This window comes from Chloracidobacterium sp. (genome assembly GCA_016720705.1).
Lineage (GTDB): Bacteria > Acidobacteriota > Blastocatellia > Pyrinomonadales > Pyrinomonadaceae > OLB17.
On the sequence record JADKKB010000002.1, the window covers coordinates 53872 to 78134 of the forward strand.

The 24263-nt window shown below is 50.8% G+C and carries 20 protein-coding genes and 1 pseudogene; 8 read left to right on the top strand and 13 right to left on the bottom strand.

All coding sequences use genetic code 11. The features are described from left to right. Positions 1-40: 40 nt before the first annotated feature. The 6 genes from IPQ00_02580 to IPQ00_02605 form a co-directional block, all read right to left on the bottom strand. Positions 41-2752 carry a hypothetical protein gene (locus IPQ00_02580; GenBank protein ID MBL0239452.1) on the bottom strand — a complete coding sequence of 904 codons (2712 nt, stop codon included), beginning with the start codon at positions 2750-2752 and terminating at the stop codon, positions 41-43. Between the two features lie 90 nt (positions 2753-2842). Next, positions 2843-3778 carry a carboxypeptidase regulatory-like domain-containing protein gene (locus tag IPQ00_02585; protein MBL0239453.1) on the bottom strand — a complete coding sequence of 312 codons (936 nt, stop codon included), beginning with the start codon at positions 3776-3778 and terminating at the stop codon, positions 2843-2845. Positions 3779-3920: 142 nt separating this feature from the next. Continuing rightward, positions 3921-4883: a hypothetical protein gene (locus IPQ00_02590; protein ID MBL0239454.1), complete on the bottom strand. Its 963-nt coding sequence runs from the start codon at positions 4881-4883 to the stop codon at positions 3921-3923. A 167-nt stretch (positions 4884-5050) separates the two neighbouring features. After that, the gene (locus IPQ00_02595) at positions 5051-7312 is read right to left on the bottom strand and encodes a VWA domain-containing protein (GenBank protein ID MBL0239455.1); all 2262 of its coding nucleotides are present in this window, start codon (positions 7310-7312) and stop codon (positions 5051-5053) included. 131 nt (positions 7313-7443) lie between these two features. Then, complete coding sequence (locus IPQ00_02600) at positions 7444-8145, bottom strand: hypothetical protein (protein ID MBL0239456.1); 702 nt, start codon at positions 8143-8145, stop codon at positions 7444-7446. Next, complete coding sequence (locus IPQ00_02605) at positions 8142-8417, bottom strand: hypothetical protein (GenBank protein MBL0239457.1); 276 nt, start codon at positions 8415-8417, stop codon at positions 8142-8144. Before IPQ00_02605 ends, IPQ00_02600 begins: the two co-directional genes overlap by 4 nt. Positions 8418-8513: 96 nt before the next feature. Between IPQ00_02605 and IPQ00_02610 the strand changes: the two genes are divergently transcribed. Continuing rightward, on the top strand, positions 8514-9452 hold the full coding sequence (locus IPQ00_02610; protein ID MBL0239458.1) for an ATP-binding cassette domain-containing protein: 939 nt from the start codon (positions 8514-8516) through the stop codon (positions 9450-9452). A gap of 19 nt (positions 9453-9471) precedes the next feature. Here the strand turns inward: IPQ00_02610 and IPQ00_02615 are convergent, their stop codons facing one another. Then, positions 9472-11025 carry an OmpA family protein gene (locus tag IPQ00_02615; protein MBL0239459.1) on the bottom strand — a complete coding sequence of 518 codons (1554 nt, stop codon included), beginning with the start codon at positions 11023-11025 and terminating at the stop codon, positions 9472-9474. A 126-nt stretch (positions 11026-11151) separates the two neighbouring features. Between IPQ00_02615 and IPQ00_02620 the strand changes: the two genes are divergently transcribed. The 4 genes from IPQ00_02620 to rpoZ are packed head-to-tail and all read left to right on the top strand — an operon-like array spanning position 11152 to position 14753. Beyond that, a complete protein-coding gene (locus IPQ00_02620) occupies positions 11152-12966 on the top strand; it encodes an ATP-binding cassette domain-containing protein (GenBank protein ID MBL0239460.1) in 1815 nt (604 codons plus the stop codon). Next, positions 12963-13841, top strand: coding sequence for a YicC family protein (locus tag IPQ00_02625; protein ID MBL0239461.1), 879 nt, complete (start codon positions 12963-12965; stop codon positions 13839-13841). Before IPQ00_02620 ends, IPQ00_02625 begins: the two co-directional genes overlap by 4 nt. 3 nt (positions 13842-13844) lie before the next feature. Continuing rightward, complete coding sequence (gene gmk / locus IPQ00_02630) at positions 13845-14477, top strand: guanylate kinase (GenBank protein MBL0239462.1); 633 nt, start codon at positions 13845-13847, stop codon at positions 14475-14477. A gap of 12 nt (positions 14478-14489) precedes the next feature. Beyond that, positions 14490-14753 (top strand): DNA-directed RNA polymerase subunit omega, encoded by a 264-nt coding sequence (rpoZ, locus tag IPQ00_02635; GenBank protein ID MBL0239463.1) that lies wholly within the window; start codon positions 14490-14492, stop codon positions 14751-14753. Between the two features lie 67 nt (positions 14754-14820). Here rpoZ and IPQ00_02640 read toward each other — a convergent pair whose 3' ends face one another. Then, on the bottom strand, positions 14821-16521 hold the full coding sequence (locus IPQ00_02640) for an electron transfer flavoprotein-ubiquinone oxidoreductase (protein ID MBL0239464.1): 1701 nt from the start codon (positions 16519-16521) through the stop codon (positions 14821-14823). 256 nt (positions 16522-16777) lie between these two features. Here IPQ00_02640 and IPQ00_02645 point away from each other — a divergent pair, with 256 nt between their 5' ends. The 3 genes from IPQ00_02645 to IPQ00_02655 all read left to right on the top strand — a co-directional run bounded on the left by IPQ00_02645 (position 16778) and on the right by IPQ00_02655 (position 19235). Beyond that, positions 16778-17485 (top strand): hypothetical protein, encoded by a 708-nt coding sequence (locus IPQ00_02645; GenBank protein MBL0239465.1) that lies wholly within the window; start codon positions 16778-16780, stop codon positions 17483-17485. Positions 17486-17568: 83 nt separating this feature from the next. Further along, positions 17569-17964: a hypothetical protein gene (locus IPQ00_02650; GenBank protein ID MBL0239466.1), complete on the top strand. Its 396-nt coding sequence runs from the start codon at positions 17569-17571 to the stop codon at positions 17962-17964. 50 nt (positions 17965-18014) lie between these two features. Beyond that, positions 18015-19235 (top strand): hypothetical protein, encoded by a 1221-nt coding sequence (locus IPQ00_02655; protein MBL0239467.1) that lies wholly within the window; start codon positions 18015-18017, stop codon positions 19233-19235. Between the two features lie 98 nt (positions 19236-19333). Here the strand turns inward: IPQ00_02655 and IPQ00_02660 are convergent. From IPQ00_02660 to IPQ00_02680, 5 genes and pseudogenes are all read right to left on the bottom strand, one after another. After that, positions 19334-20433: pseudogene (locus tag IPQ00_02660) on the bottom strand (IS3 family transposase). A 45-nt stretch (positions 20434-20478) separates the two neighbouring features. Beyond that, positions 20479-21618: a hypothetical protein gene (locus tag IPQ00_02665; protein ID MBL0239468.1), complete on the bottom strand. Its 1140-nt coding sequence runs from the start codon at positions 21616-21618 to the stop codon at positions 20479-20481. Positions 21619-21687: 69 nt separating this feature from the next. After that, on the bottom strand, positions 21688-22287 hold the full coding sequence (locus IPQ00_02670; protein MBL0239469.1) for a hypothetical protein: 600 nt from the start codon (positions 22285-22287) through the stop codon (positions 21688-21690). Positions 22288-22304: 17 nt separating this feature from the next. Next, positions 22305-22574 carry a hypothetical protein gene (locus IPQ00_02675; protein ID MBL0239470.1) on the bottom strand — a complete coding sequence of 90 codons (270 nt, stop codon included), beginning with the start codon at positions 22572-22574 and terminating at the stop codon, positions 22305-22307. 335 nt (positions 22575-22909) lie between these two features. Beyond that, positions 22910-23770, bottom strand: a complete 861-nt coding sequence (locus tag IPQ00_02680) for a hypothetical protein (GenBank protein ID MBL0239471.1) — start codon at positions 23768-23770, stop codon at positions 22910-22912. Positions 23771-24263: the final 493 nt, after the last annotated feature.

Consider the following 24263-nt stretch of genomic DNA (forward strand, 5'->3'; position numbering starts at 1 on the left):
TTCGCCGAAACGAAAGAGCCTTGATCCAACATCGAACGAACTAGAAGCTCAACTTACCGGAGATCTGAATACGCCTTGCGCTATTCGTAACCGAATCATTGATACGTCCAAAGATCGAAGATGTGATAACCGCTGTCGGATTATCAAATGACGGGTTGTTTGTGATATTTCGAGCATCGACACGAACCAAAAACTTGACCCTCTCGGTGATACCGAAGGATTTCGAAAGCGATGCGTCTGTCTGGAAATAACGCGGAGCCAGGAAGAAGTTACGTCCCGTGTTTCCGATGGTACCGGGTGCCGGTGCGGAAAACATTCCCCTGTCAGCGGAATCAAACCAGAAATTACGTCCTGATTCGAGTACCAAACTACCCATATTACGCGTACAACCGCTACAGTTGGCGGTCGACTGCACGACGTTGCTCAGGGAGTTTACGCCCGAGTACACCGTGAACGGTCGTCCGCTCTGCCAGATGACCGTACCTGACAACTGCCAGCCGCCGACAATATAATCGACGACGCGATTACCGCTCGAGAGCCATTTGCCCTTGCCGAACGGCATCTCGTAAACGTAGGTTCCCTGAAATACGTGACGGCGATCAAAGTCAGACCACGCATAGTTCAGATTGCGGTCGCGAAGGTCAAACGGCGTGCTCGATGCCGACTGATTGGAACCCGTCGATACCGTGCTGAGTGAAGGATCCCAAGAGCGGTTATCCATCGACTTTGACCACGTGTAAGCCAATTGGAAGCCCAGACCATTTGTGATACGGCGTTTGAAGATAAACTCGAACGCTTTGTAATTGGAATAGTCGTTACTGTCAAACACGTTCAAACCGCCAGTGAACTGCGTGTAGGGCTGAAAGACGAACGGGTTATTTGCCGTTCGGCTTATCAGTTGAACGCCAGTTGCGGTACAGATACCGTTGGTCACGTCAGCGGTCTGACACAATCTCTGTGACAGTCCGAGGGCGGCCGACGCAGCACTTCCGTTCGCGATCGAAGAGCTGTTAAGTCCCCGGAAAGTCGTCGTTCCGGCATTGTTGGCCGCATTTCCCGTAAAGAGGAAATTGATCAGCGGACTATTGTAAGTGCTGTTTGCACGGATCGCATTGAATGCTTCAAGGAAGCTCTCATTAATGCCCGGCACCTTAGCAAAAACATTTACCTGGTTAACGTTGTAACCGCCGAGCAAATGGACGCCGTGCTTGCCGATGTAGTTAAACTCAAACACATTGTTCTTGGTTATCTCACGCTGGAAGCTGAGTGACCAAGAATGGATCTGCGGAAACTGCAGGTCGGGGTCGATGACATTGATCGAGCCGGTGCCGAATGCGGCCGGCTGTCTCAACGCCGTCGTCGTAGCTGTCGGGTACAAGGTTCCGTAAACGGGACCGAGATTGCGATAAAGACCGCCCGACTGGCCGTATGCCGAGTTGGTCGCCGAGGTGTTATTTCCGGGAGTGCCCTGGAATATCGACGAACCGAACAGGAATGACGCGATCCTATCAGACGAGATGCGATAGTTTGCTCTGATCGAGGTTTTACCCGATTTGAACGGATCCCACGCGAAACCTACAGATGGCAGGAATTTGCTGTAATCATTCTTGAAGAGATCTCCTTCGGTCCATTTCAGGGTGTTAGACGGAGCGGCTCCAAGTTTGACGTCTTGGTCAGGACGCAAGATCGGACGATTGTCGACCTTTGGATTCAGCTTTGCTTCCCAGCGAAGCCCAATGTCAAAGACAAGGTTGCGTCGTGCACGCCAGTTATCCTGGACGTAAAAATCATACTCATTGTAAAAAGCACGATTCTTCCAACGAGTTCCCGCCGGCTCCCAATTTCCGCCATTCGAAACGAATGCCTGCGAAATAGAACCAACGCGGCCGATCAGATCATTGATCGTGTTCTGAAGACGTGTCAGATCGGTTGCATTTATGCCCGTAGAACCCGCGGCCGGTAAACCGTATCCTGTGTATCCACCGGAACCGCCGAACGAGACGATCGGCTCGATCGCACTGCCCGAGACCGACGAGCGGTCATCGGTGTGACGTCCAAAGCGAAAATTCAGACCGGCTTTGATCGTGTGAGGCGAAAAGTCGAAGGTCATATTGTCGACCAACTGCCAGGTCCGCAAGAATCTCGCATTATACGAGAAATTCGTATTCGGGGTCGCCGCGTTTATAAACGCGAACGGCAAGAGCGGATCCGGCGTCGGAGTTGCAAAGTCAAAGCCGAATCGGCTGTATCCAAAAACGGCCTCATTTGTAAATCGAGCCGTCGGTGACCAACGCCAGTTAATTGCTAGATTCTTCGGCGTACGTGCGGTGTCTACAAAATTAGGTGAGTTCGGAAATACCGGACGGCCGCCGTTGCCCGAGTCACCCAAGCTGGTTTGGCTGCCCTGTGCCCAGCGGACGTAGAACGCATTTTGATCATCAAGTTTGAAATCAAACTTCGTTGTCAGATCGTATTGATCTTCGTGTTGCGGCGACGCAAAATTAAAGCCTGCGGTATTGAGGCCATCGCCCGTCGTAAAGTTGTTTGGCAACGGCATTGCATTGAGGTATGCCGCCAGCACCGGATCGATCGAAACCGGAGCGGTTGTCGCAATGTTGTAGCTCGAGATACACGGGCTATTGGTCGGCGGCGTACCGGTACACGCCGGCAATATCGCGTTTCCTGTTCCGTCGACAGATGCGGTGGCTGACCCGGATGGGGCATTTGCACGGCCAACAACGTATCGGAACAATCCGGCACGTGCCGAGGGGGTGTATACCGCTCTCGTTACCAACGCGGTGTCATATGCTTTTAGCTTCTGCAGGTTTACAAAGAAGAAGAATCAATCCTTGAGCAGGCTCTTTAATGATGTTTCTTCGCCAAATCCAAATGTCGGCACCGGGCCGCCGAAGCTGCCGCCGAAAATGTGTTGAACAAATTGTTCCTTTGGAAGGCCGGCGATCGTGATCGGATATGATTTTGCATTAAACCGAGGTGTTTGATAATACTCAAACAGATTGCCGTGGAATTCATTCGTACCGGAACGGGTCACGAGCGTCACCTGAGCTCCGCTGCTGCGGCCGAGTTCGGCCGTAAAGTTACTTGTTACGATCTGAAATTCTTGTACTGAATCCGGATTTGGCCGAAGCGGTGTGAAATTGGAACCGCCGGCACTCGATTCGTTAATGTCGATGCCGTCAAGCGTAAAGTTAAACGCACGGTCACGCGAGCCGTGAACGTTAACCGCTCCGCCCGTATTGCCGCCAAACACCACTCCGGGTTGGAAATTGAGAAGGTCCAGCGGATTGCGTCCGCGGGTACCGACGATCGGCAAACTCTCAAGCGTCCGTTGCTCAACGGTGCTGCCGATATTACCCGACGTACTCGTTTGAACAACTTCGGCCGTGCCGGTAACGGTCACGGTTGCCGATACGTCACCGACCTCAAGCGCCACATTGATGGTCGATGGCTGATTGATCAAGGCCGTGTTTCCGGTAGAAACAAACTTTTTGAAGCCTGCTTTTTCAACCGTTAAGTCATATGCTCCGGGTTGGATAAGGTCAAATACATACGCACCGTTGCTGTTGGTCTGCGTCGTAAATGTATTCCCTGCACCTTGCCGTTTTATGGTAACCGATGCTCCGGCCACGGCGGCCCCGGATGTGTCAGCAACCACGCCTGTGATACGCGACGTTGTGCCCTGTGAAAAGGCCGTCAACGAAAATAACGCAAATGACGCTATTATTGCGACATTGCGAAAAAGCCGATTTGCTCTCATTATTTATCCTCCAAAAGGTAGCGAATTGAAATGGATCGACCCGAAGACAACCGGATCATCTTGCTGAAATTTAGAGGTAACATACCACAGGTTTTACAAACTGTTAACCTGTTAGAGACATTCGGTGATTTTTTTTTTATGACTATCGAAGATATTCAATTATCGTGCCGTCCGCACCGACCGCAAATCCGTATTTTTTGGTCATAAAAAGGCCGTAAAGATGTGAGCGAGTATTACTCTCCTGGCGAATCCAGGTCCGACCTTTGTCAGACGACCTGAGTAGCGTGCCGCCATATCCGACGATCCAACCATTCTTGTCATCCGCAAAATCGACGCGCAACAGGGTGTCCTTAAAGTTGGTCACGACTTTTTGCCACGTTGCCCCGCCATTCTCCGTTCGAAGGATCGTACCTGTCTTGCCAACGATATAACCCTCGTTATCGTCGCGAAAGTCTACATTGTAAAGCGGCATCGAGGTTCCCGAGGACTGTTCACGCCAGTTCGCACCGCCGTCGGTCGTTGCGAAGATCACTCCGTCATCGCCGACGATCCAGCCGTGCGAACTGCCGTTGAAATCGAGATGAATAAGCTCTTTTTTAGATGGTACGCGAATACGCTGCCACGTATCGCCGGCGTCTTCGGTCTTCATCGCCAGCGAGTCGATCACATCGCCTTTAGCATTCAATATCGACCCGACCACGACACCGCGCTTTTTATCCGCAAACTTGATGCTCAAAAACTCGGGCGTACCGCTCGGAAAATCGCCTGAACGAAAAATCCGTGTTTCCTGCCAGGTGCGGCCTGCATCTTTAGTGACATACATCTTGCGGCCCGCGACCAGGTACCCATTGTTGTCATTTCGAAAATAGATCTCGTTGATGTCGTCGGGAGTGTTTAGCGGATATTTGTCCCACGTTTTGCCGCCGTCCGACGTTGATGCGAGGTATCCGGCGTCGCCCGCGACATATCCGCGGCTTGACGACGTAAAGTAAACGGTGACGAGATCCACCTTTTCGGTGGCCGCCCGAGACGTCCAACCGCCTTGAGCCAGCGATGTCAGCCCACAAATACAAATGACCGCTAATGTAACCAGAGTCTTTAACAAAATATTTCCCTCCAAATGCGCCAAAGTGGATATGCTCACTGTCGTCGGCAAGCTAAACGCTCACCACTTAAATACGAAAAGGTGATCAGAATGTATAGAATAACCTTTCTACACTTCAAAATCACCTTTTCGGATGCGGGATCAACTTCCTGAGTTTACTCAGTTCGTCATTTAGTCACGCGGTAAACCTTGCCTTTCCAGACAACGATCACCCTATCGCCGAGCGACAGATACGGTGCGAGCCCCGTTTCGACCGACACGAGACGGAAATACTCATCACTCGCAAACTTGACGGAAATCTCCGGCAACCTTGCCGACTCTGAATAGTCAGCGTCGATCCAAACGCTATCCTGACTCGTAAAGTTCTTGTTAGCGACAAATTGGTTGGTGACAGTATTTCGGATCAATATCTGCTCGCTGGCTTCCTTTTTCTCATCAGCGACAACGCTCATATTTGACTGCATATTATTTTGCTGAACGCTAAGTTGAACGGCACGTGCACCGCTCCTGTCTTGCATCGCCTTGGCCGCCGGCATTGCACGGGCAGAGTCCATCGTCATTCCGGCACGAATATTTGACAACGAACCGTCGGTCGCCAGATAAGACGTGTATGGCGTCACAAGACCATAGCGCGTGCCGAGGTCGACAACTTCGTCCTTGGTCTCTTTTGTCTCGCCGATAGCTCTGATCTGCTCCAAAAGCCAGCCCACTCGACGGCTTGCCCACAATCGCGGCAAAAAATTGTTTTCGTCAGCTCGATTTGGAAAATCGAGGTTTGTGTAGCTAAACGTCTTGGTTTCCTTGCCGGCCTTACCGGTCAACTTCAGCGTAATATTCCTTAGGTCATTGGAGTTCTTATAACGCCCAACGATCGTCATCTGGCCGCCGCGAAACAAATCGGTGAGTTTCCGCGGATAGGTGTATTCGGTGAGTAGCGGCCCAAAATCCATTTCAAGATTCGACAAAACCGGCGAACTCACACGCGAAAAGAAATTAGACACTTTGACCTCAAGATCCTCTTTGGGCTGCACATAATCGGAAATGCCTGAATTTTCGGAGCCAAGCCGATCCAGAAGTGTCGTATTAACGTCATAGCCAAAGCCGAATGGGAAGATTCGCACATCGACATTCTTCGAGCTCTTTAAGTTGGAGATTATCTTGTCGACATTGGTCTCGCCTACAGTTGGCAGCCCATCGGTCATAAATACGAGCATCTTCGGCCGGTCGCTATTATCAAATAGTTTGAGCGAGGCGATCAGCGAATCATTGATGTTTGTGCCGCCGCTCGGGTTCAACTTCCCGATAAAATCCTCGCCACGCTTTCTGCCTTGAGCATTTGCGTCGATCAAGCCCCGTTCCATCAAATGTTCTTCGCCGGCAAAATTTACGATATTAAATCGATCACCGTCGCGTAGCGTCCTGATCCCGAACAATAACGCCTTGCGGGCCTTTTCCATTTTGCCTTCCTCGGCCATTGACCCCGAAGTGTCGAGTACAAAGACGATATCTTTGTTGACCAATTCCCTGTCAGAAAGTCCGTCCTTTGGTGAAAGCATCAAGAGAAAATAGCCGTCCTTACCCGGTTCGCGATAGGTAACGAGCGACATTCCAAAATCATTGTTCGAGAGCCCAAAAAAAAGTTGGAAATCAGTATCATTCCCCTTGGACTCGAACGAGACTGACGCCGATGTCTCCCCTTTTCGCTTAATATCGATCTGATGCGACGGTGAATAAATATTACGAATCTCGTCTTTGCCGACAATTTCGATCTTGCCGGAAACGGTTCCGAAACGCTGTGCGGGTGCGCCCAACGGCTGCCTGGAGATAACATCCTCCATCGGCAACGGCGTGCGATTTGCCCAGACATTGCGGCCCGTGCCCAGCGGATATCGATATGAGACAGTCCCGGACTCGGCTTTCAGTATTTCAGAATAAGTCAGCTCAAGCTTTTTGTCGGAGTATGGCGGAATGGGGAATATCGACGCCTGAAATAGGTTCTTGCCGGCATATTCGAGCAGTCCGGGATCGCGTTGGCGGCGAACGATCTCGTCGTAAATGCGTCTAGCCTCTTCCCGTGAACGAACTTCGCCGACGAGCTTTTTCCCGTTTTCCCAAATTGCAAATTCGATTACAGACGCAGTTTCGGGTATTGGGAAAAAGTATGTGCCCTCGAGCGTGTACTGCGTGTCATTGCGAAATATCTGCACTACGTGCGTCGTTGCAACCTGGCCGTTGATCTTAGTATCAAGCTCGATAGATTTGACCGGTAATGCGTTTGGCAAAGGCTGCGGCATCGGCCGAGGTATCGGGCGGCACGGGCGAATATCGCAAACTATGGGAATAATAACGCCCTGAGCGGACGCGGCGGCAACTGAAAACAAACCAACAAATGCAGCGATCAAGACAGCGACAAAGCTTCTGATTTTCATAAATATTCTCCGGAGATCGAATTGCAGATTTTCCGGGGCGCAATTCGCTCGATACAAATTGAACGATGCGCGGCCTGATCCTTGCAGATATTGAAGAGATTTTTCGAGTTGTGCAGTATTTCCGCTAGCGTTTAGTTGTCTTTCGGGTCTTCGAGTGCGTCATCGATCTCTTTTTCTAATTTGAATCGGAGCTTCTCGACCATTGCGTCAGCCCGTTGGACCGTCGCGGTCAAATTTGCGTGCGATGACTGGACCTCGTTGAGCAGTGATTGCAGGTTTTGCTTTTCGGCATCGAGAGACCGCTTGCGCATTTCGCGGATCTCTTCGGGTTTCATCGATCCGGAAAATGTGGCCGAACGATTAATTGACTCCGGACGACTCTCGGTCTCGATCTGATCGATGCGCGATTTAAGCGTGTTTTCTTTTTCGATCATTTCAAACAACTGCTTGCGAAGTCCGTCCGCCCTTTGCTCGGCCCGCGTAAGAATATCAAGATTTAGCAACAGACGCTTTTGCTTCTCATCGTATTCGTTGGTTCGTGCAGCTTCGAGCTTTTTGATGCGGGCAGTAAGGTCTTTGACCTTTTGGGACTGATCGTCGATCGGTTGATTATTTTGCTTTACCGCCGCCGGGTCGAGAAATACCAATGGAGGATTCTGATCATCGGCCGTGCTGATGATCTCGGCACCCGTCGTCGCCGTAGGGGTAGGCGTCGGCCCCGGAGACGGTTTTTTACGCTTTGTCTGTGCAAATGCGGACATCGTAATAATCGCAATTATCCCGCTAGCCAGCAAGATACTAATTAGAAACCTTCGACCGCTATTTTCTTTCATTTTACTTTCGTTCCCTTACTTTTCGGCTTGTCCGCCAAAAAATCCCCACGCACCATCTCAACCGCGTTCTTAGCAAGACCGACAAACGGTATCGCGTCGATACTCGAGTTGATCACACCTTTGACCAAGCCCTTACTGCGAATATCGCTGCCCACTAAAACAATGGCTACGACCGTCCCGCCAAAAGGAATAGTCTTAGCCACGCGCTTTGCGACCTGCCAACCACCGGCGTGAACTAACTTTCGTTTGATGCTCTGTTTCTTTTCTGTCATTCAAGAGATATTTTATACTTGCGTAATTTTGATGACAAAAGCATACTTTCCTTTGCACGGCAAAGCCCAGGTAAAGTTCCAAATTCAAATAAAGCAATGCCCCTTCGAATCAACCAACTCTCGAAACGATACGGAAACAATTGGGCCCTTCGCGACATCGACCTCGATGTCGATGACGGCCGGATCTTTGGGATATTTGGCGGCACCGCGTCCGGAAAAACATCGCTTTTACGATGCATCGCGGGAAACGAGTCGTTAAATGGCGGCACCGTCACCACCGGTGGGGCGTCGGTCTATCTTGCACCGGAAAAAAAGGACGGCGGGATCGCATCCATATTTGGAAAGCGTTCGAGCGGATCGTCTTCAGGACAGGCGAAGGTAAGCGAATTTGAACGCACACTAGATAGTGATTCTCAGATATTGCTTTTGGACGATCCGTTCGTAGGAATTGACGAAGACCTACGCGGGAAGTTGATCGAGCGACTCCGACAAAAGGCGGCCTCAGGCAAGACGATCATTTTCGCTTCAACCGATTTTCAGCAGGTCGCAGAGCTTTGCGAAAAGATGCTTGTATTGGTCGGCGGCAATTGCGGACAGACGGGCTTCACTCAAGATATCTACGAGAATCCGGAAACCAGCGGTGTTGCCGCGATCGTAGGGCGAAACAACCTTTTCAAAGCGAGACGCCTGTCATCGACCAACGCAGAGGCTCCTGAATTCTATTCGATCGAAGGTGAGCATCGCATTTTTGCCCAACCGACCGAAAAGCGTCGAATCGGCGCAATTAATCAAACTGTTACACTTGCGATACGGCCCGAGCACATCTCAATAACATTTGGAGCATCGTTTCCCGAGGACAATCTCTTAAAGGCAGTTGTCACCGGCATTCGATTTCTTGGCGATACCACATTGATCGACCTTGATGCCAACGGCCTGCGGCTTTCGGCACGAGTCTTTAGGGTCGTTGGACTCAATATCGGCGAAGAATGTATGATCGGTATGCCCCCGCATCGAATACTCGTCCTAAAAGACTGACACCCCTAGCATCAAACTGTTATTCAGTTGGTAGCGTCAGAATGATGTGCATTCTGCGATTCTTAGCTTTATTGACCGCGGTAATATTGGGCACAAGCGGGATCGCTGCGGCAAAACCGCGTGCCCGGACGCGGGTCTGATCGACGCCGATCGACGTTATCTTGTCGGAGACGATCTTCGCCCGTGAGTCGGTGAGCGTTTGAAGAGCAGTCGGATCGCCCGCGCTATCCGTGTGAGATTCGATGGCGATGAAATAGTCCGGATTATTTGCAAGTATCTCGGCGATCGATGTCAATTTTCCATCTGCTTGCATTGCCAGGGAACTCGACCTTGCACCTGCCCACAGATTCTCAGGCAGAACCAGAACGATCGAGTCATCGACGCGAGCCACCTGTCCAAATCTCTTTAACGAATTGATCAATTCGCCCTCGGCGGCGCGGATCCTGGCGAGCTTAGCTTCGCGATCCACTTTGGACTGGGCGGCGACCTTTTCATTTTCGGCGGCCGCGAGTTTGGCTCTGGCATTTTCGGCATCGAGGCGTACTCGGCCCAGTTCTTCGCGGAGTTTGCCGTTCTCATCGCGAGCTTCCTTTAGCTGAGTGAGATAGTTAGCCGAATCGCGTTCTGCAAGTTCGCGGCTGCGCGTCTCACGAGCCAATTCCGCCCGCAGGTCGTCGATCTGATTTTGTGAGTCGACAAACTTCTCCTCCGCACGCCGAGCCTCGGCGTCGGACCGTGATTTTTCATTACGCTTTTCGCGTGCATCCTTTCGCACCTGTGCCGTTGTCTCGGCTTTGACTGACGCACTTATCGATTTGCGGGCGGCGATGTCGACCGACTCTGCGTCACGACCGGCTTTCCAGGCAGCGTCGGCGTTTTGATAAAGAGTCTCCGCCTCGCGCAGTTCCTCGGCCGCATCACGTTCGGCTCCCGCAAACTTTGCCAATGCGATCGCCTGCTTGGCCTGCAACACCGTCGACGGTGTCTTTGCGTAATCCATCTCCGCGATCTCGGGTGTTCGGGAATCGCGAAAATAATCACTCGAGTTGCCGAAATACTGGACCGCCGGTGTAGTGCCGATCACCTTGCCGGTAGTCGTGTACGGACTGAGATTTTCCATCATTATCTCCTGGCTCGGACGCCGCACGAGGAAATGTGGTTCAGCCGTGATGATCAAGGCAAATGTCTGTAGCGGTGTCGTTACACTTATCTTCGAATCAAATTCGAAAAAGCCACGACGCTTGATCTCACCTAGATTATCGATCGAACCATCCGGCGATATAGCCCATACAACGTAGGTCGCATATCCTGCTCCAAGCTCAAACGGTCGGGGCATTTTAGACACTGAGAGTTCGACCTGTGTACCGTTTCGGCTTGTTCTCTTGACCTTGGCCTCGCCCTTCATTCTCGGAAATCTCGTCGTACCGCGAAACTGGACCATCACCGGTTCGTCCAGCGGATAGGTTACGGCAGTTGTTCGCCGCGGTACATCGACCTGGCCATATACAAATGCCGACGTACAAAGGATGAGCAAGGAAATTAATGCAAATGTCGCGATCGAGTATTTATTCATATTGCGGTTGAGTAGATTACGGATAGTACTTTAGAAAAGATGCCATAATTCAAATGCGGGTTGCAACCTTAAGAACTTGGACATCTGAGGCTCAACTAAAGTATATTCAAGTATTTGCGATTGGCAATGGAAGACCTGAAACGACTACTCCGATACGTCCGCCCGCACTGGTTCATCTTCGTGATGGCTCTGATTGCGATGGTATTGGTCGCCGTGTTTGAGACCGCGACCGGTGCGTTACTGGTGCCGATCTTTGACCAATTTTTACCGAGCCAGGGCAAAGGAGCTGACACGATCTTTGACCTGAATAGCCTAATACCAAAAGACGACTGGCTGCGGGCTTGGATCGTAATTTCGAGTCTTCTATTCAGTTTCACTATCTGCAAGGGTATCGCTGAATATTTTTCGTCGTACCTGATGGCAAAGATCGGGCAAACCGCGATACTCAGTTTGCGTCAGGAACTCTATGATCACCTATTGAACCAATCTGCATCATTTTTTGAAAAGCATAGAACCAATTTTTTGGTTTCGCGATTGATCGTAAATTGTGCCGCTATCGAACTTGCTGTATCCGCGAATCTCCGCGACGTGCTTCGCGAGTCATTTATGCTGATCTGTTTCATTTCGGCCGCGTTTTACTTCAATTGGCGCCTGATGCTCGGGGCGATGTTGCTCGGGCCGGTGATCGGGCTTTTGACCTCGCAGTTCAGTCGGAGACTCAGGGCACTTTCACACGAGGCCGTCGAGGGCAACAAATCGCTAACTGACACCGCTCAGGAGGCGATCGCCAATCAACAGATCGTCAAGGCTTACGTTGCTGAGGATCGGGAAAACCGCCGCTTTACTAAAATGGCCCGCGTTATCTCGAGTGCCAATCTTCGTGGATTTAGGATCGCGGCTATTTCGCCGCCGACCATAGACATTATAGGTGTCATCGCTCTTGTCGTCCTGTTCTATTTCGGCTTGCGTGAGATCAATGCAAACCGTATGGAATCGGCTCAGTTCTTTGGGTTCCTCTTTTTCTTATTTCGAAGCTACGACCCGATGCGCAAGATCTCAAGGCAGCACAATGAGATATCAAAGGCGTTCGCATCGGCTCGCGACGTCTGGAACATACTCGATGAGCAGGATCGGATGCCCGAAAAGCCGAATGCTGCCGATCTGCCGATACTTTCGGATGCCATCCGATTGAACGGCGTTTCGTTTAAGTATCGCAATAGCGATAGACAGATACTTGAGAACATCGTTCTCGAGATCCCAAAGGGTTCGATGATCGCCCTGGTCGGCGAGAGCGGCGGCGGCAAATCGAGTTTGATCAAGCTGATCCAGCGACTTTACGACCCGACAAGCGGCTCGATCACCTGGGACGGAATCGACTTGCGGGACGCTCGGATCGTCAGTCTCAAGCGTATGATCGCTCTCGTAACGCAGGAGACTGTTTTGTTTAACGATACGGTCGCCTACAATATTTCCTACGGTAAACCGGACGCAACCCAGCAGGAGATCGAAAATGCCGCCCGCGTTGCGTTCGCACACGAGTTTATCGAACAGATGCCGGACGGTTACGACACGCAGGTCGGCGAACGCGGGACGATGCTGTCCGGTGGTCAACGACAGCGCATCGCCATCGCACGAGCAGTGTTGGTAAACGCCCCGGTTTTGATCCTTGACGAAGCGACCTCAGCACTCGACACCGAGAGCGAGCGACTGGTCCAACGGGCACTAGGCAATCTGACGCACGATAAAACGTCGATCGTTATTGCTCATCGCCTCTCAACCATCCAGCGGGCTGACCGGATCGTCGTGATGGAACGAGGGCGGGTCGTCGAAAGCGGGACGCACAGCGAACTGCTTGCGGCGAGCGGACGATATAAGACCCTATACGAAATACAGTTTGCTTCCGAGGTGCAGCTTGACCCGGAAACCGAGATAAATTTATGAGATCAATGACAGGTTTTGGCCGTGCTACCGCAGCCGGCGATAATTTCTCGATCACCGTCGAACTCAAAACCGTAAACAACCGGTTTTTGGACGTGAATTTACGGCTTTCGAGCGAAGTGCAATCGCTCGAAACGGCGATCAAACGGACGATCGGCAACCGACTGTCGCGAGGACGTGTTGACGTAAATCTTCAATACGAACGCAACAACGAGGTCAGCTATGAGATCAATCGACCAATGATCACGGGCTATCTAGCGGCGATGAGGTCGATGAAGGACGAATTTGACCTGGCCGGCGAACCCGACCTGAACGTAATCGCTCGCCTCCCCAATGTGGTTGTCCCGAGCAAGGAAGAAGCCGGGCCGGAGTTTTTCACAGCTATCGAAACAGTCCTGGCCGACGCTCTCGACGATCTGGAAAAAATGCGTGAGGCGGAGGGTGCGTCCCTCGCTGACGAACTTAGCTCAAGACTCACCGGTATCGAATCGCGCTTGCCGGCCATCGAGGCGGAGTCCGCCAAGGTCGGAGCTGAGTACCACGAGCGGCTGCTCAAGCGAATGAACGATATGCTGTCCAAAACGGCGTCGCAGTTCGATATCGATCAGGGACGTCTCGCTCAGGAAGTAGCATATCTTGCGGACCGTGCAGATATCTCGGAGGAGATCACACGACTTCGGACGCACATTGAGCATTTTCGAACGATAATGTCCGACGATAAGGATGTCGGCAAAAGGCTCGATTTCCTGACGCAGGAACTCAACCGCGAAGCAAATACCATCACTTCAAAGACCAATAATATGGTCGTCAAAGAAAATGCACTTGCCATCAAAAGCGAAATTGAGAAAATTCGTGAACAGGTGCAAAATATTGAGTAGAAAATGCTAGGCCGATTTATCATCATCAGTTCACCATCCGGAGGCGGCAAGGGCACGCTCATCAAAGAGGTGCGTGGCATTATGCCCGAACTCGGATATTCAGTTTCTTACACGACCCGCTCGCAGCGTTTTGGCGAGGAAGACGGCCGTGAATACCACTTTGTCTCGCGGGATGAATTCCGGGACCTGATTGAAAAAGGCGAGTTTCTGGAGTATGCGGAGGTTCACGGTAATCTTTACGGAACTTCGATGCGAGCGAGCGAAAAGGTCTTCCAGACCGGAAAAGATCTGATCGTTGAGGTGGACGTGCAAGGTGCCGTCCAGATAATGGAAAAACTCGGCGGCGAGAGCATCAGCATCTTTATCTTGCCGCCATCATTTGAAGTATTAAAGGCACGCTTGACGTCCCGTGCAACCGAAGATCAGGCCGAACTCCAGACACGTCTGCGAAACTCATTTGACGAGGTCTTGCAATATTCACGCTTTAAGTATGTGGTCGTGAATGAAGAACTGCCGGCTGCAACACGGCAGATCGCTTCGATCATTATGGCCGAACGACATTTGCGTGATAGACAAAGCGTATCGATTCAGGTTATCCTTGATAGTTTCGATGCCTCTAGGCGTCAATTTCGTTGAAAGAGTATATCTATGGCTGAAGAAACCTTGATCGAAACCGAAGAAAGCGAAGATGTTGTCGAGACAATTGACCCGCCTGTGATCGATTCGAAATATCGAATGATCATACTGGCGGCTCAGCGTAGCAAACAGCTACAGCGTGGTGCAAATTCGCGCACTGATGTCGACATACGCAAGACTAAACCGACCAGAGTCGCATTGAAAGAGATCAGCGAACGCCGCATCAATTTCACATTCACCGACCAGAATGACGCCCCGACACAGGGCGATTCGTAATTTTCAATAGACATAATACAGAAAAAGGCCATCCGATCGGATGGCCTTTTTCTGTATTTTTCACTTCCTACATACCCTTATAATCGGGCCCGCCGCCGCCCTCGGGCGTCACCCAATTGATGATCTGGTATGGGTCTGCGATGTCACAGGTCTTACAGTGGACGCAATTCGAAAAGTTGACCTTCAATTCCCGTCGCCCCGTGGCGGCGTTAGCTTCCATTTCGTAAACCGCGGCAGGGCAGAATTTTACGCAAGGATTGCCATACTCTTCGACACATCGCGTCGCACAGATTTCGGTGTCGAGTACGTGCAAATGCGCGGGTTGATCTTCGTCGTGTGAAACGCCTGCATAGAAAACGTCGGTCGGCTTGTCGAAGGTCAGCACCTTGTCAAAGGCGACGTTTTCATACCGCGATGTATCGCCGGGATTCTGCCAGAGTTTTTGCATACGCTCGTGGCCGGGCACGTGATGCTCCTTAGGCATAAATCCCCACGCAAGCCCACCGGTAAAGTACTGCAATCCGGTATTGATCAGAGCGGACCAGCGGCCTTTCTGAAATGCAGCGTGGAAATTGCGCACGGGATGCAGTTCGTCGTAGATCCAACTGAGATTAACCTTTTCCTCAAAATGCTTGAGCGTTTTTGATGAAAAATCGCCGTGTTCGAGTGCAGTGACGATGGTTTCCGCAGCCAGCATTCCCGATTTCATCGCGGTATGGATGCCTTTGATCCGTTGTCCGTTAAGAAACGACGCGCAATCCCCGACCAGCAGAACGCCGTCGGAATACAATCGCGGCATTGTAAAATATCCGCCCGCGTTGATCGTCTTGGCTCCGTACTTTATCATCTTGCCGCCCTCGAGCACTTTGGCGACCATCGGATGAGTTTTGAATTTTTGAAATTCGGCGTGCGGATCGATAGTCGGATCCTCGTAATCGAGGCCTGTAACGTAGCCGATACTGACCGCATTTCCCTTTAATCCATAGATCCAACCGCCGCCGTAAGTCCTGTTGTCAGATGGAAATCCGAGCGTATGCACGACCTTTCCCTCAGGGAAATTGCCTTCGGGCAGTTCCCATACTTCTTTGACTCCAAGCGAAAAAACCTGTTCATCCTTACCCTCATTTAATCCAAGCCGGGCGGTCAATTGTTTGGCAAGCGAACCGCGTGAACCCTCGCCAAGCACGGTCACCTTGGCCAAAAGATCCACGCCGGGTTCGAAATTGGGCTTTTTCTTGCCGTCTTTATCAATGCCCTTGTCGCCCGTACGGATCCCGATCACAGCGTCATTGTCATCGTAGAGAACCTCGGCCGCCGGAAACTCCGGAAAGATGTTGATGCCCTCCTCTTCGCACTTTTCGCCGAGCCACTCGCACATTTTACTGAGGCTAATGATGTACTTGCCCTTGTTTTTGAGCGGTGGCGGGATGATCGGGGCGTTGATCCCGCGCTTCTCCATCAAGTACCAAAAGGCGTCTTCGGTCACAACCGAATCGATCGGGCAGCCTTGATCGAGAAAGTCAGGCATTAGTTCGCGGATCGCCTGAGGGTCCATAACGGCACCGGACAGGATATGCGCTCCGACAAAAGGGCCTTTTTCGACAATGGCGATCTCTATCTCGCCGATCGCCGGGCCGGGCTTGATACCTTTCTCGACAAATTCGTCGTGCCTTTGGATCTCACTTTTAAGGTGAAGTGCCGCCGCAAGATTTGCCGGGCCGGCCCCGACAAAAACCACGTCCATCTCGATCTGTTCACGTTCTATCATAATTATCCCGGTCAGTACCGCCTGTCTTATCAGGTCGATCATTAAAATGAATGGCGATTCAGTCGTTTCAAATTATATCAAACCAATGGCAGAAATACGACCGGTAGGGAGTGTGTGTATTGTCTGATAAAATCGTCTCGTGGCCAACCTTAAGAGATACACACTCGCTACCGCGCGTATTTCCGCCTTCGTCATCTCTACGCTATTATTTGGCTGTACCCCAACAAATACAGTCGATCCGCGTCTCTCCGAAAATATGCCGAACAAGATAATCTGGGCGTGGGAGCGTCCCGAGGATCTTCGGGCGTTCGAGGCGAAAGAATTTGCCGTCGCTTTCCTTGCTCAGACGATATTTCTGAAAAATAATGACGTCACGCCTAAATTGCGGCGGCAACCGCTCGAGGTTGCTCCGGGTGCGTACCTGATCGCGGTGACGCGTATCGAAACCGATAAAGACGGAGCAAATCGACCGACATTTGATAAAGATATGATCGAGCGGATCGCATCGCTGGTCCGCGGCACACTCGACCTGCCCAATGTTCGGGCCATCCAGATCGATTTTGACGCCGTCGTGTCCGAACGCCAGGGCTATCGCAAACTGATGCTCGAACTCCGCAGAGTCTTGTCCGAGCCGCGTGCGTCCGGCGACGGTACGAAAACTTCGCAGGAATACATTCCGCTAACGATGACATCGCTCGCCTCGTGGTGCACCGGGGACGCGTGGTTCAACGACTTCCCCGTCGACGAAGCCGTACCGATGGTTTTCCAAATGGGCGCCGACAGCGACAAGATCAAAACGTATTTACGCAACGGTAACGACTGGATGGAACCTCTCTGCCGCGGCAGCTACGGCATCTCGCTCGATGAAGGCAAAATCGAAGGGATGAAAGACGGACGCAGGATGTATTACTTCAAAAACACACCGTGGAACGCTACTGATCTTACGGTACTGAACACGCAATAAATTGCCACTAGCTTTAGCTAGTGGAAAAGGCAACTATTCGTTACTGGGCTTAAGCCCAACTCTTCGTACACAAACGTGAGCCGATGCTAGATGTCGCAACTTATATCGTCGTAATACTGTGGGGAGCCTTTCTCGTCGGGCTTGGGGTGACGTCATTTATCAAGCCTGACGCTACCAAAGCGTTTCTGCTTGCGTTTGCTCAGACGCGTGCTAAACACTTTATCGAAATGGCTCTTCGCCTGATCGTCGGGGCGTCGATGCTCGTCCAATCATCGCGTATCGAGTTTCCGGTGGTCTTCGCAATATTCGGCTGGATGCTCGTCGGCACGACCGCCGTTCTCATACTCGTACCATGGCGTTGGCACAAAGCCTTCGCCGACAAAACCGTCCCAAACGCCGTCCGTTACATCTCCCTAATGGGAATCTTCGCCCTAGCCCTCGGCGTGTTTATGATCTCGCTGATGATCTTGCGACCGTGATCGGACAAAATACCAAAACGGAGTACAATAGCCAAAAAGGAGCCTAAAATATGAAACGATCCATTCTGCTGACATTGGTTTCCGCCATCGTATTCACGATGATCGCAAACGCCCAACCGAATCGTAACGGCAAGCTAGACGATGGTTTTACGTGGTTTGAGACGGTGCCGACATACGGTCTCGATGCAACACAATCGCGTGTCAATACGGGATGGTCTTTGAAGTCGGCAGTGAGGCTGATAGGTGATACGCCGGACGGCAGCATCATTAAGCTCGTTGTCGAAAAGGGCGGCAAATCTGTAATGACTAATTCGTGCAAGGGCGGTTCTTTTCACAACACGCCCGGTGCGGTCGGTGACAGTTTTATGTGGACGTATAGCTGCTGGGACAAGACGCAGTTCACGCTCGAGACCGGTACGTTCGACGTCAAGGTTTTCACGATCATCGGCGGTGCAGAGAAGTTGCAACGTACGTATAAGATCGACGTACGCAAGGTTGACCGCATAAAGGGCAGCGTCCAAAAGCCCGAGCCCGATTTCCCCGAATACTACATCAACCGCCACGCCGAGACGCCCTTCGCCTTTATCTTTCTGCGCCCGGCGACCAGCTATGGCTATTCGCAAACGCTTGCGGCGTCCGAATCCAGTCAGTCAAAAGTCGAAGTTCATTTCAGCTATTCGCCAATGGTCTCGAACGGATTCGGTATCAGGAAAGCGACATGTTCAGTCGACGGCAAGACCGTCACGCCGGACAATTCAAACATAACCGGACTCACGAACATTCTCACCCAAAGTCATCGCAACTACACCGCGATGCACACGGACCGCCTTGCTGCTAAATATAAGGTCGGGCCCGTTTACAAGGACCAGATCGCCTTTGACTCGCTCGAAGTAAATCTGCCGATAGCGTGGGGTAGCAACAGCAACGAAAACCTACCCGCAATGAATAAGCTCAAAGGTAATTGGGAATGCAGGATAATGGAAGGCAGCGAGGTGATACGCACTTTTCGCTGGAAAGTCGGAGCCGACGGCCGCCCCGTGCTTCACCCCGAACAAGCCAACGGCAACATCAATCTCTTTTACAATTCCTATCTCGTCGATATGGAGATCCCGGCAGGCGGCAGCTCGCTCGATAACCGCCTCGTCCCAATGAGCGCCGACAGCGGAATATTTTACGGCATCCCGCTCTCCACCGCCGAAGGCAGAGCCATGACCACTAAGGTCCCCAAAAAAGGAAACCCGTTCCCGATCACGTCCGACAAAGTAAAATGATCGAAATGCGTGACATCAATCCGCACCGCCAATCCCCATCTTAAAGAGGCCGCATCAGCGGCCTCTCATACTGTAAACCTCCCCTGATTGTTACCCGTCTAAATTGGAGTTTTCGGGTTAAGGAGAACGTGTCCGCATGATGCTCTGGGAGGCATGCCTCCCAGAGCATCTGGGCCGGCGGCGGTTGTAGAAATCGATCCACTTGGCCGTTAGTTCTCGTACCTGGTCCAAACTTTCAAAGATATACATATCGAGGATCGCCTGACGATATGTCCTGTTAAAACGCTCGACGTAGCCGTTTTGCATTGGGCGTCCGGGTTTGATGAACGCGAGCTCGACCTGGTTCTGCTCGGCCCAGTCCGCGACTGCTACGCTCGTGAACTCCGGTCCGTTATCGAATCGGATCCGCTGCGGCAGGCCTCTCGTTTCGGCGAGCCGGTCAAGCACTCTGATGACCCTTCTGCTTCCGAGATTGAGATCGATCTCGATTGCCAGCACCTCGCGTCGGTGGTCGTCGATCACGTTAAAGGTGCGAAACCGACGTCCGTCACCCAATGCATCGCTCATGAAATCCGCCGACCAGCTTTGGTTCGCACTGACGGGAACCGTCAATGGCTCAGGATGCCTCGTCGGAACACGCCGCTTATACTTTCGACGCTTGTTCAGCTTCATCTCGCAGTAAACACGGTGCACACGCTTGTGGTTCCAACCGTGCCCGTCGGCTTTGAGCAGATCGTAGAACTTCCCAAATCCGAGATCGGGATGGTCTCTGGCGAGATTGCCCAGAGCTTCGATCAACGCCGCGTCGTCCCTTTGTTGCGGCGAGTACCGATACACCCGTCTCGATATCAACACCGCTTCACACGCACGCCTCTCACTAAGCTCATGTTCCGTTTTCAAATACCCGACCGCCTCTCGCCTCAACGGCGTCACCAGCCTTTTTTTCGATCAGTCCTTTCAACGCTCGGTTCTCTAAACTCATCTCCGCGTACATCGCTTTCAGCTTTGCGTTCTCTTCCTCAAGCTCCCGCAGCCTCTTGATCTCGCTCGCTGTCATCCCGCCATACTTCGCCTTCCAGTTGAAATACGTCGAATCCGAGATCGAATGCTCGCGGCATACCTCAGCCACCTTCCGACCGTTCTCCACCGCTTTCAATATCCCCAATACCTGCCCTTCACTAAACTTACTCCTCTTCATCTTCAGCCTCCTTCTCTATCCTATCTCAAAGGCCGAAATCTCCACTTACCAGTGGTTACATTCTAAGGGATCCTTACAGTAGAATGCGGATAATCTTAAAGAAAAACTAACTGTTTCCCGTGCAGTCACTAATACTTCAAATGCTCCTTGGGGAAGGTTTACTTCAATTGAATCGCCAGATATAAATCCGTTTGATGAATAGTAACCACCCTTAATCTGAACGCTCACGTTACCTCTCGCACTAAAGTTACCTTGTATACGAGCGGGAGACTTTAGTCGAAAGCGATAGACGCGCGAATCTTCTGGTCTCGAATAACCTGCGCTAAGAACATCGGTCGCACTCACGATGATTTCACTCATAATAGGGCGTTTTGGTGTCGAAGTAGCTAGTTGCGGTAATTGTATCGGTGAATATGATGGCAACGGGGTTACCTCCGGTAATCCCTCGACGTCTAGTTCGTTCGACGTCGTATTCGATTCGGAGTTTGAATTTGGCTTTGGAACAGATGACTTAGTTGTAACTGTTGGGCTGACGGTCGGAGAAGCAGTAGGAGTGGCTGGAGGTGTATTATTTTCTAATGTGTTTTGATTTGTCGCCAAGTCCGGTGATGGGGTTTGTCCAAGATATCCAACACTTACAACAACGATTCCTACGATTAGGAAAAGGCTAGTTGTCATAAATAGATACGTAAAAGTAGCATAGCGCGGCAATGCCGAGTTTCGTGCTTCTTTGTCCGTCAAGGACGCTCCGCAATCCGAGCAAAATGAATACTCGCATTCTCTCGAAAACGAACAACATTCCTTTTCATACAAATCTAACTCGTTCATTTCCTTTTTTGCAATGTGAAATACAAATGCCGAACCTATTCCAAACCAACCGATAACCCCCGCACCTAAAAACACAAGAAGTGACGAAATCCTATCTAACCAATTCGAAGCTGCAATCTGACGAAGCGTGGCTCCCCAATGTCTAACGCCGCCGTGATGTGAGCAAGTCCCACTTCCAGTACTCCGACTAAACCAACTATCACTACAAACAGCTCCAACACTTTGTGGAACAGTTTGCGCAAATTGTTTAAGCGAATGAAACTCAGCGTAATCCCACTTTAGGTAAAAGTAAGTCGGAATCGCGAAAAGTACGACGACCGATACCTGAAATAGAAATACTAAAGCAAGATTCTTCATTTAATTATCAGCATATCGAACGGTTGAGGTTCGAGGTAGGTGCAAGAGCTACACTCTGAGTAGATTAAGTTATGCTCGCGTTCGCACAATATAGAAACGCCATGTCCATCGATACCCACTTGTAAATTCCTTGACTCCACTCGTCGGGGTTGCCCTTGGCACTGAGGCATAGTATTCATAGCGACCACCGCCGGTCTCAATTTCAACTTCCTTATCGGCCGGGACGGTATATGTTACTCCGCCGAATTTAAGAGTCAATATTCTGTCTGTGTCGTTTACCGCCCGAATTACCGTCTCGGTGCCACCAACATACTCTCGTTGAAATGGAGTTTCGCCTGCGGAGAGCGGTTTTGTCGTCGTCTTGGGCCGTTTGTCGTTTCTCGAATCTGTAATGACGGGATCAGGAGAGGACTCATCTTCGTCGGTAATTCTAATAGCATTCCCATGAATCCAGCCGACATATTTTGGAGATTGAATCAGATACCATGGTGATTCTACTTTGTATATCTGGAACGTCTCATCTTTTACAAGTTTCGTCACAATGACGCCGGCGTTCGAGGGTGTTCCACGCAAATTTGCCTGTATCGAGATAACTACCCCACTCTCCTGCGCAAAAAGAGGCAGCGAAAGAAATATTAACATCAGGAAAGTCAGTATTTTACACTTCATTTGAATTAATTCCTCCTTTAGGGCGTTGGAGGCGTTGGGGGGGGCTTTTTCTTTGGGGGATTTTCTACGTGGCTGGCGGATTTCCACGAAGCCAAAGCTGCTACGTCGCCGTCGAAGACTAGTTCGATCAGGTAGCCGCAGGTGCGTTTCCGTTGCATTAGGGCGTCGACCTTTGCGAGTATTGACGCGCGTTTGCCGACTTTGCCGCCTTGGGCGGATGATCGGGCGGCGGATAGGGCTTCAGAACGGTCGAGAGTCTTAATACGTCTGCGGGTTACGTCGTCCATGAGGTAAATCTCCCTGAGGTTGAAGTTTTACACTCTTATTGTGAGTGTGCCGTCTATCTTACACCTGAATAGTGAAGTGTCAATGCCGCGGACGGACTTCGAACAAGCGTTGAAGCGTATGAAAGTGGCGTGGAAATCGTTGTGAGTGATGTTGCGACGATTCTATGTAGCGTTTTCGGAGCCCAGTCGCTATCGCACCCGGTTCTGACAAAACTGACCGCCCGCTGATGCAGGCGGTTATGACTGAGACACATCAGAAGGGCAGGCGTGAATACCCGCACTTTAGATCGCATTTCATTAATTCACGGACAGTGCCGTACCGATATTCGTACGGTTTAGACTACCTGAAAATTGATCGCATATTCCGCTAGCTTTTCGGTACCGTTTGTTTCGACAACGATCTTGTAATTACCGGTTTCAGGAAGCGTGAGGCTAAAGTCGTTTCTTTGGACGTAGATCGTGTAACCGTTCGGTCCAATGAGGGAAATTTCAGCACCTTTGTTGCGAAGGAACGAGACGTCCATAGTTTGTCCTTTTTTCGCACCCAGAATGTAGGTATGGACATCAGGCCTCACGATACTTAACACCCCAGAATAATCCGCTGATGACCTGCCAGCGTTAAATTTAACTGTTTTGGTAAATGTACCGGTTCCCATCCCCGGGATAGTTTGAGCGACGTTGCCGGCGCCAGTAACAGAGAACGTAATATCATAATCCGAATTTGCATTCCCGGCCTTTACGATAATTTTGTAGTTTCCGGTCTTATTTACGGTGTCATCGAAATCGACAATATCAACTGCCTTTACGAATGAGTTTCCCGACGGTTCTATTACAGTAAAGAGAGCATCTGACGTTTTGCCCTGTTTCATATTCACGACCAATTTCTGACCGGCTGATATTTTCAGAGTGTAGGTGTATGTCGTGCCCGGGGTGATCGACCGACTATAGGATTTCGACGTACTGCCTTGAGCAAAAGTCACGACTTCGCCACTACCGCTTCCGCTTGTTGAGTTGGCGGGAGCGGTATTCGCCGGTGCTGAATTTGATCCGGAATCTGCAACTACCGGACTTGTCTCTGCACTTGCCGGTTCAGATCTCCGGATCTCTTTGGAGCTCAAAGAATCGCCGCATCCGGCAGTAACTCCGAACGCTGAAACAATAAATAAAACGATGTAAAGTTTGTTAGAAATGGACATAATGGATTCTTCTTTAAGGAAGACTTTAAGCGAAGTGATCTCGCATATGCAAATTTGGACCAAGCCAAAGTCCCTGAATAAATGACCAGATCTGCCTCAGAAAATACGATCGGCACTAATTAGTGAGCGAAAGTTATGTTAAGGTATGTAAATCCTCGAAAGATCAAAATGCTATTTGGACTCGTAATTATGTGCGGATTCTCAATTACAAGTTTAGGAATTTCAACGAAACTTTAACGAAATAGATCACTGTGAAACAGACAAATAAGCGGAGACTGCTGGCAATCTGACTCGTTTTACTGATTCCCATCATATCGATAATTTCCATAATTGGCTAAATATACATACCGGGACTGATCGCTTAAAGCTATGCCGATCCCTGGTGGAAAAAGGACGGAAATACGAAACGCGAGACGAAGAATGCAGGCTCTGTGTTTGCGGAATACACTATTGCTTCGGGTAACAAAATGACTCAAAAAGTTTTGATCGGCAA

What these genes read in the sequence shown, in the direction of transcription:
- IPQ00_02640 (MBL0239464.1), bottom strand. Translation starts at nt 16,521, where the DNA reads ATGATAGAACGTGAACAGATCGAGATGGACGTGGTTTTTGTCGGGGCC.
- IPQ00_02600 (MBL0239456.1), bottom strand. Translation starts at nt 8,145, where the DNA reads ATGAAAGAAAATAGCGGTCGAAGGTTTCTAATTAGTATCTTGCTGGCT.
- rpoZ (MBL0239463.1), top strand. Translation starts at nt 14,490, where the DNA reads ATGGCTGAAGAAACCTTGATCGAAACCGAAGAAAGCGAAGATGTTGTC.
- gmk (MBL0239462.1), top strand. Translation starts at nt 13,845, where the DNA reads ATGCTAGGCCGATTTATCATCATCAGTTCACCATCCGGAGGCGGCAAG.
- IPQ00_02650 (MBL0239466.1), top strand. Translation starts at nt 17,569, where the DNA reads ATGCTAGATGTCGCAACTTATATCGTCGTAATACTGTGGGGAGCCTTT.
- IPQ00_02615 (MBL0239459.1), bottom strand. Translation starts at nt 11,025, where the DNA reads ATGAATAAATACTCGATCGCGACATTTGCATTAATTTCCTTGCTCATC.
- IPQ00_02610 (MBL0239458.1), top strand. Translation starts at nt 8,514, where the DNA reads ATGCCCCTTCGAATCAACCAACTCTCGAAACGATACGGAAACAATTGG.
- IPQ00_02655 (MBL0239467.1), top strand. Translation starts at nt 18,015, where the DNA reads ATGAAACGATCCATTCTGCTGACATTGGTTTCCGCCATCGTATTCACG.
- IPQ00_02665 (MBL0239468.1), bottom strand. Translation starts at nt 21,618, where the DNA reads ATGAAGAATCTTGCTTTAGTATTTCTATTTCAGGTATCGGTCGTCGTA.
- IPQ00_02645 (MBL0239465.1), top strand. Translation starts at nt 16,778, where the DNA reads ATGCCGAACAAGATAATCTGGGCGTGGGAGCGTCCCGAGGATCTTCGG.
- IPQ00_02675 (MBL0239470.1), bottom strand. Translation starts at nt 22,574, where the DNA reads ATGGACGACGTAACCCGCAGACGTATTAAGACTCTCGACCGTTCTGAA.
- IPQ00_02595 (MBL0239455.1), bottom strand. Translation starts at nt 7,312, where the DNA reads ATGAAAATCAGAAGCTTTGTCGCTGTCTTGATCGCTGCATTTGTTGGT.
- IPQ00_02670 (MBL0239469.1), bottom strand. Translation starts at nt 22,287, where the DNA reads ATGAAGTGTAAAATACTGACTTTCCTGATGTTAATATTTCTTTCGCTG.
- IPQ00_02605 (MBL0239457.1), bottom strand. Translation starts at nt 8,417, where the DNA reads ATGACAGAAAAGAAACAGAGCATCAAACGAAAGTTAGTTCACGCCGGT.
- IPQ00_02625 (MBL0239461.1), top strand. Translation starts at nt 12,963, where the DNA reads ATGAGATCAATGACAGGTTTTGGCCGTGCTACCGCAGCCGGCGATAAT.
- IPQ00_02680 (MBL0239471.1), bottom strand. Translation starts at nt 23,770, where the DNA reads ATGTCCATTTCTAACAAACTTTACATCGTTTTATTTATTGTTTCAGCG.
- IPQ00_02585 (MBL0239453.1), bottom strand. Translation starts at nt 3,778, where the DNA reads ATGAGAGCAAATCGGCTTTTTCGCAATGTCGCAATAATAGCGTCATTT.
- IPQ00_02620 (MBL0239460.1), top strand. Translation starts at nt 11,152, where the DNA reads ATGGAAGACCTGAAACGACTACTCCGATACGTCCGCCCGCACTGGTTC.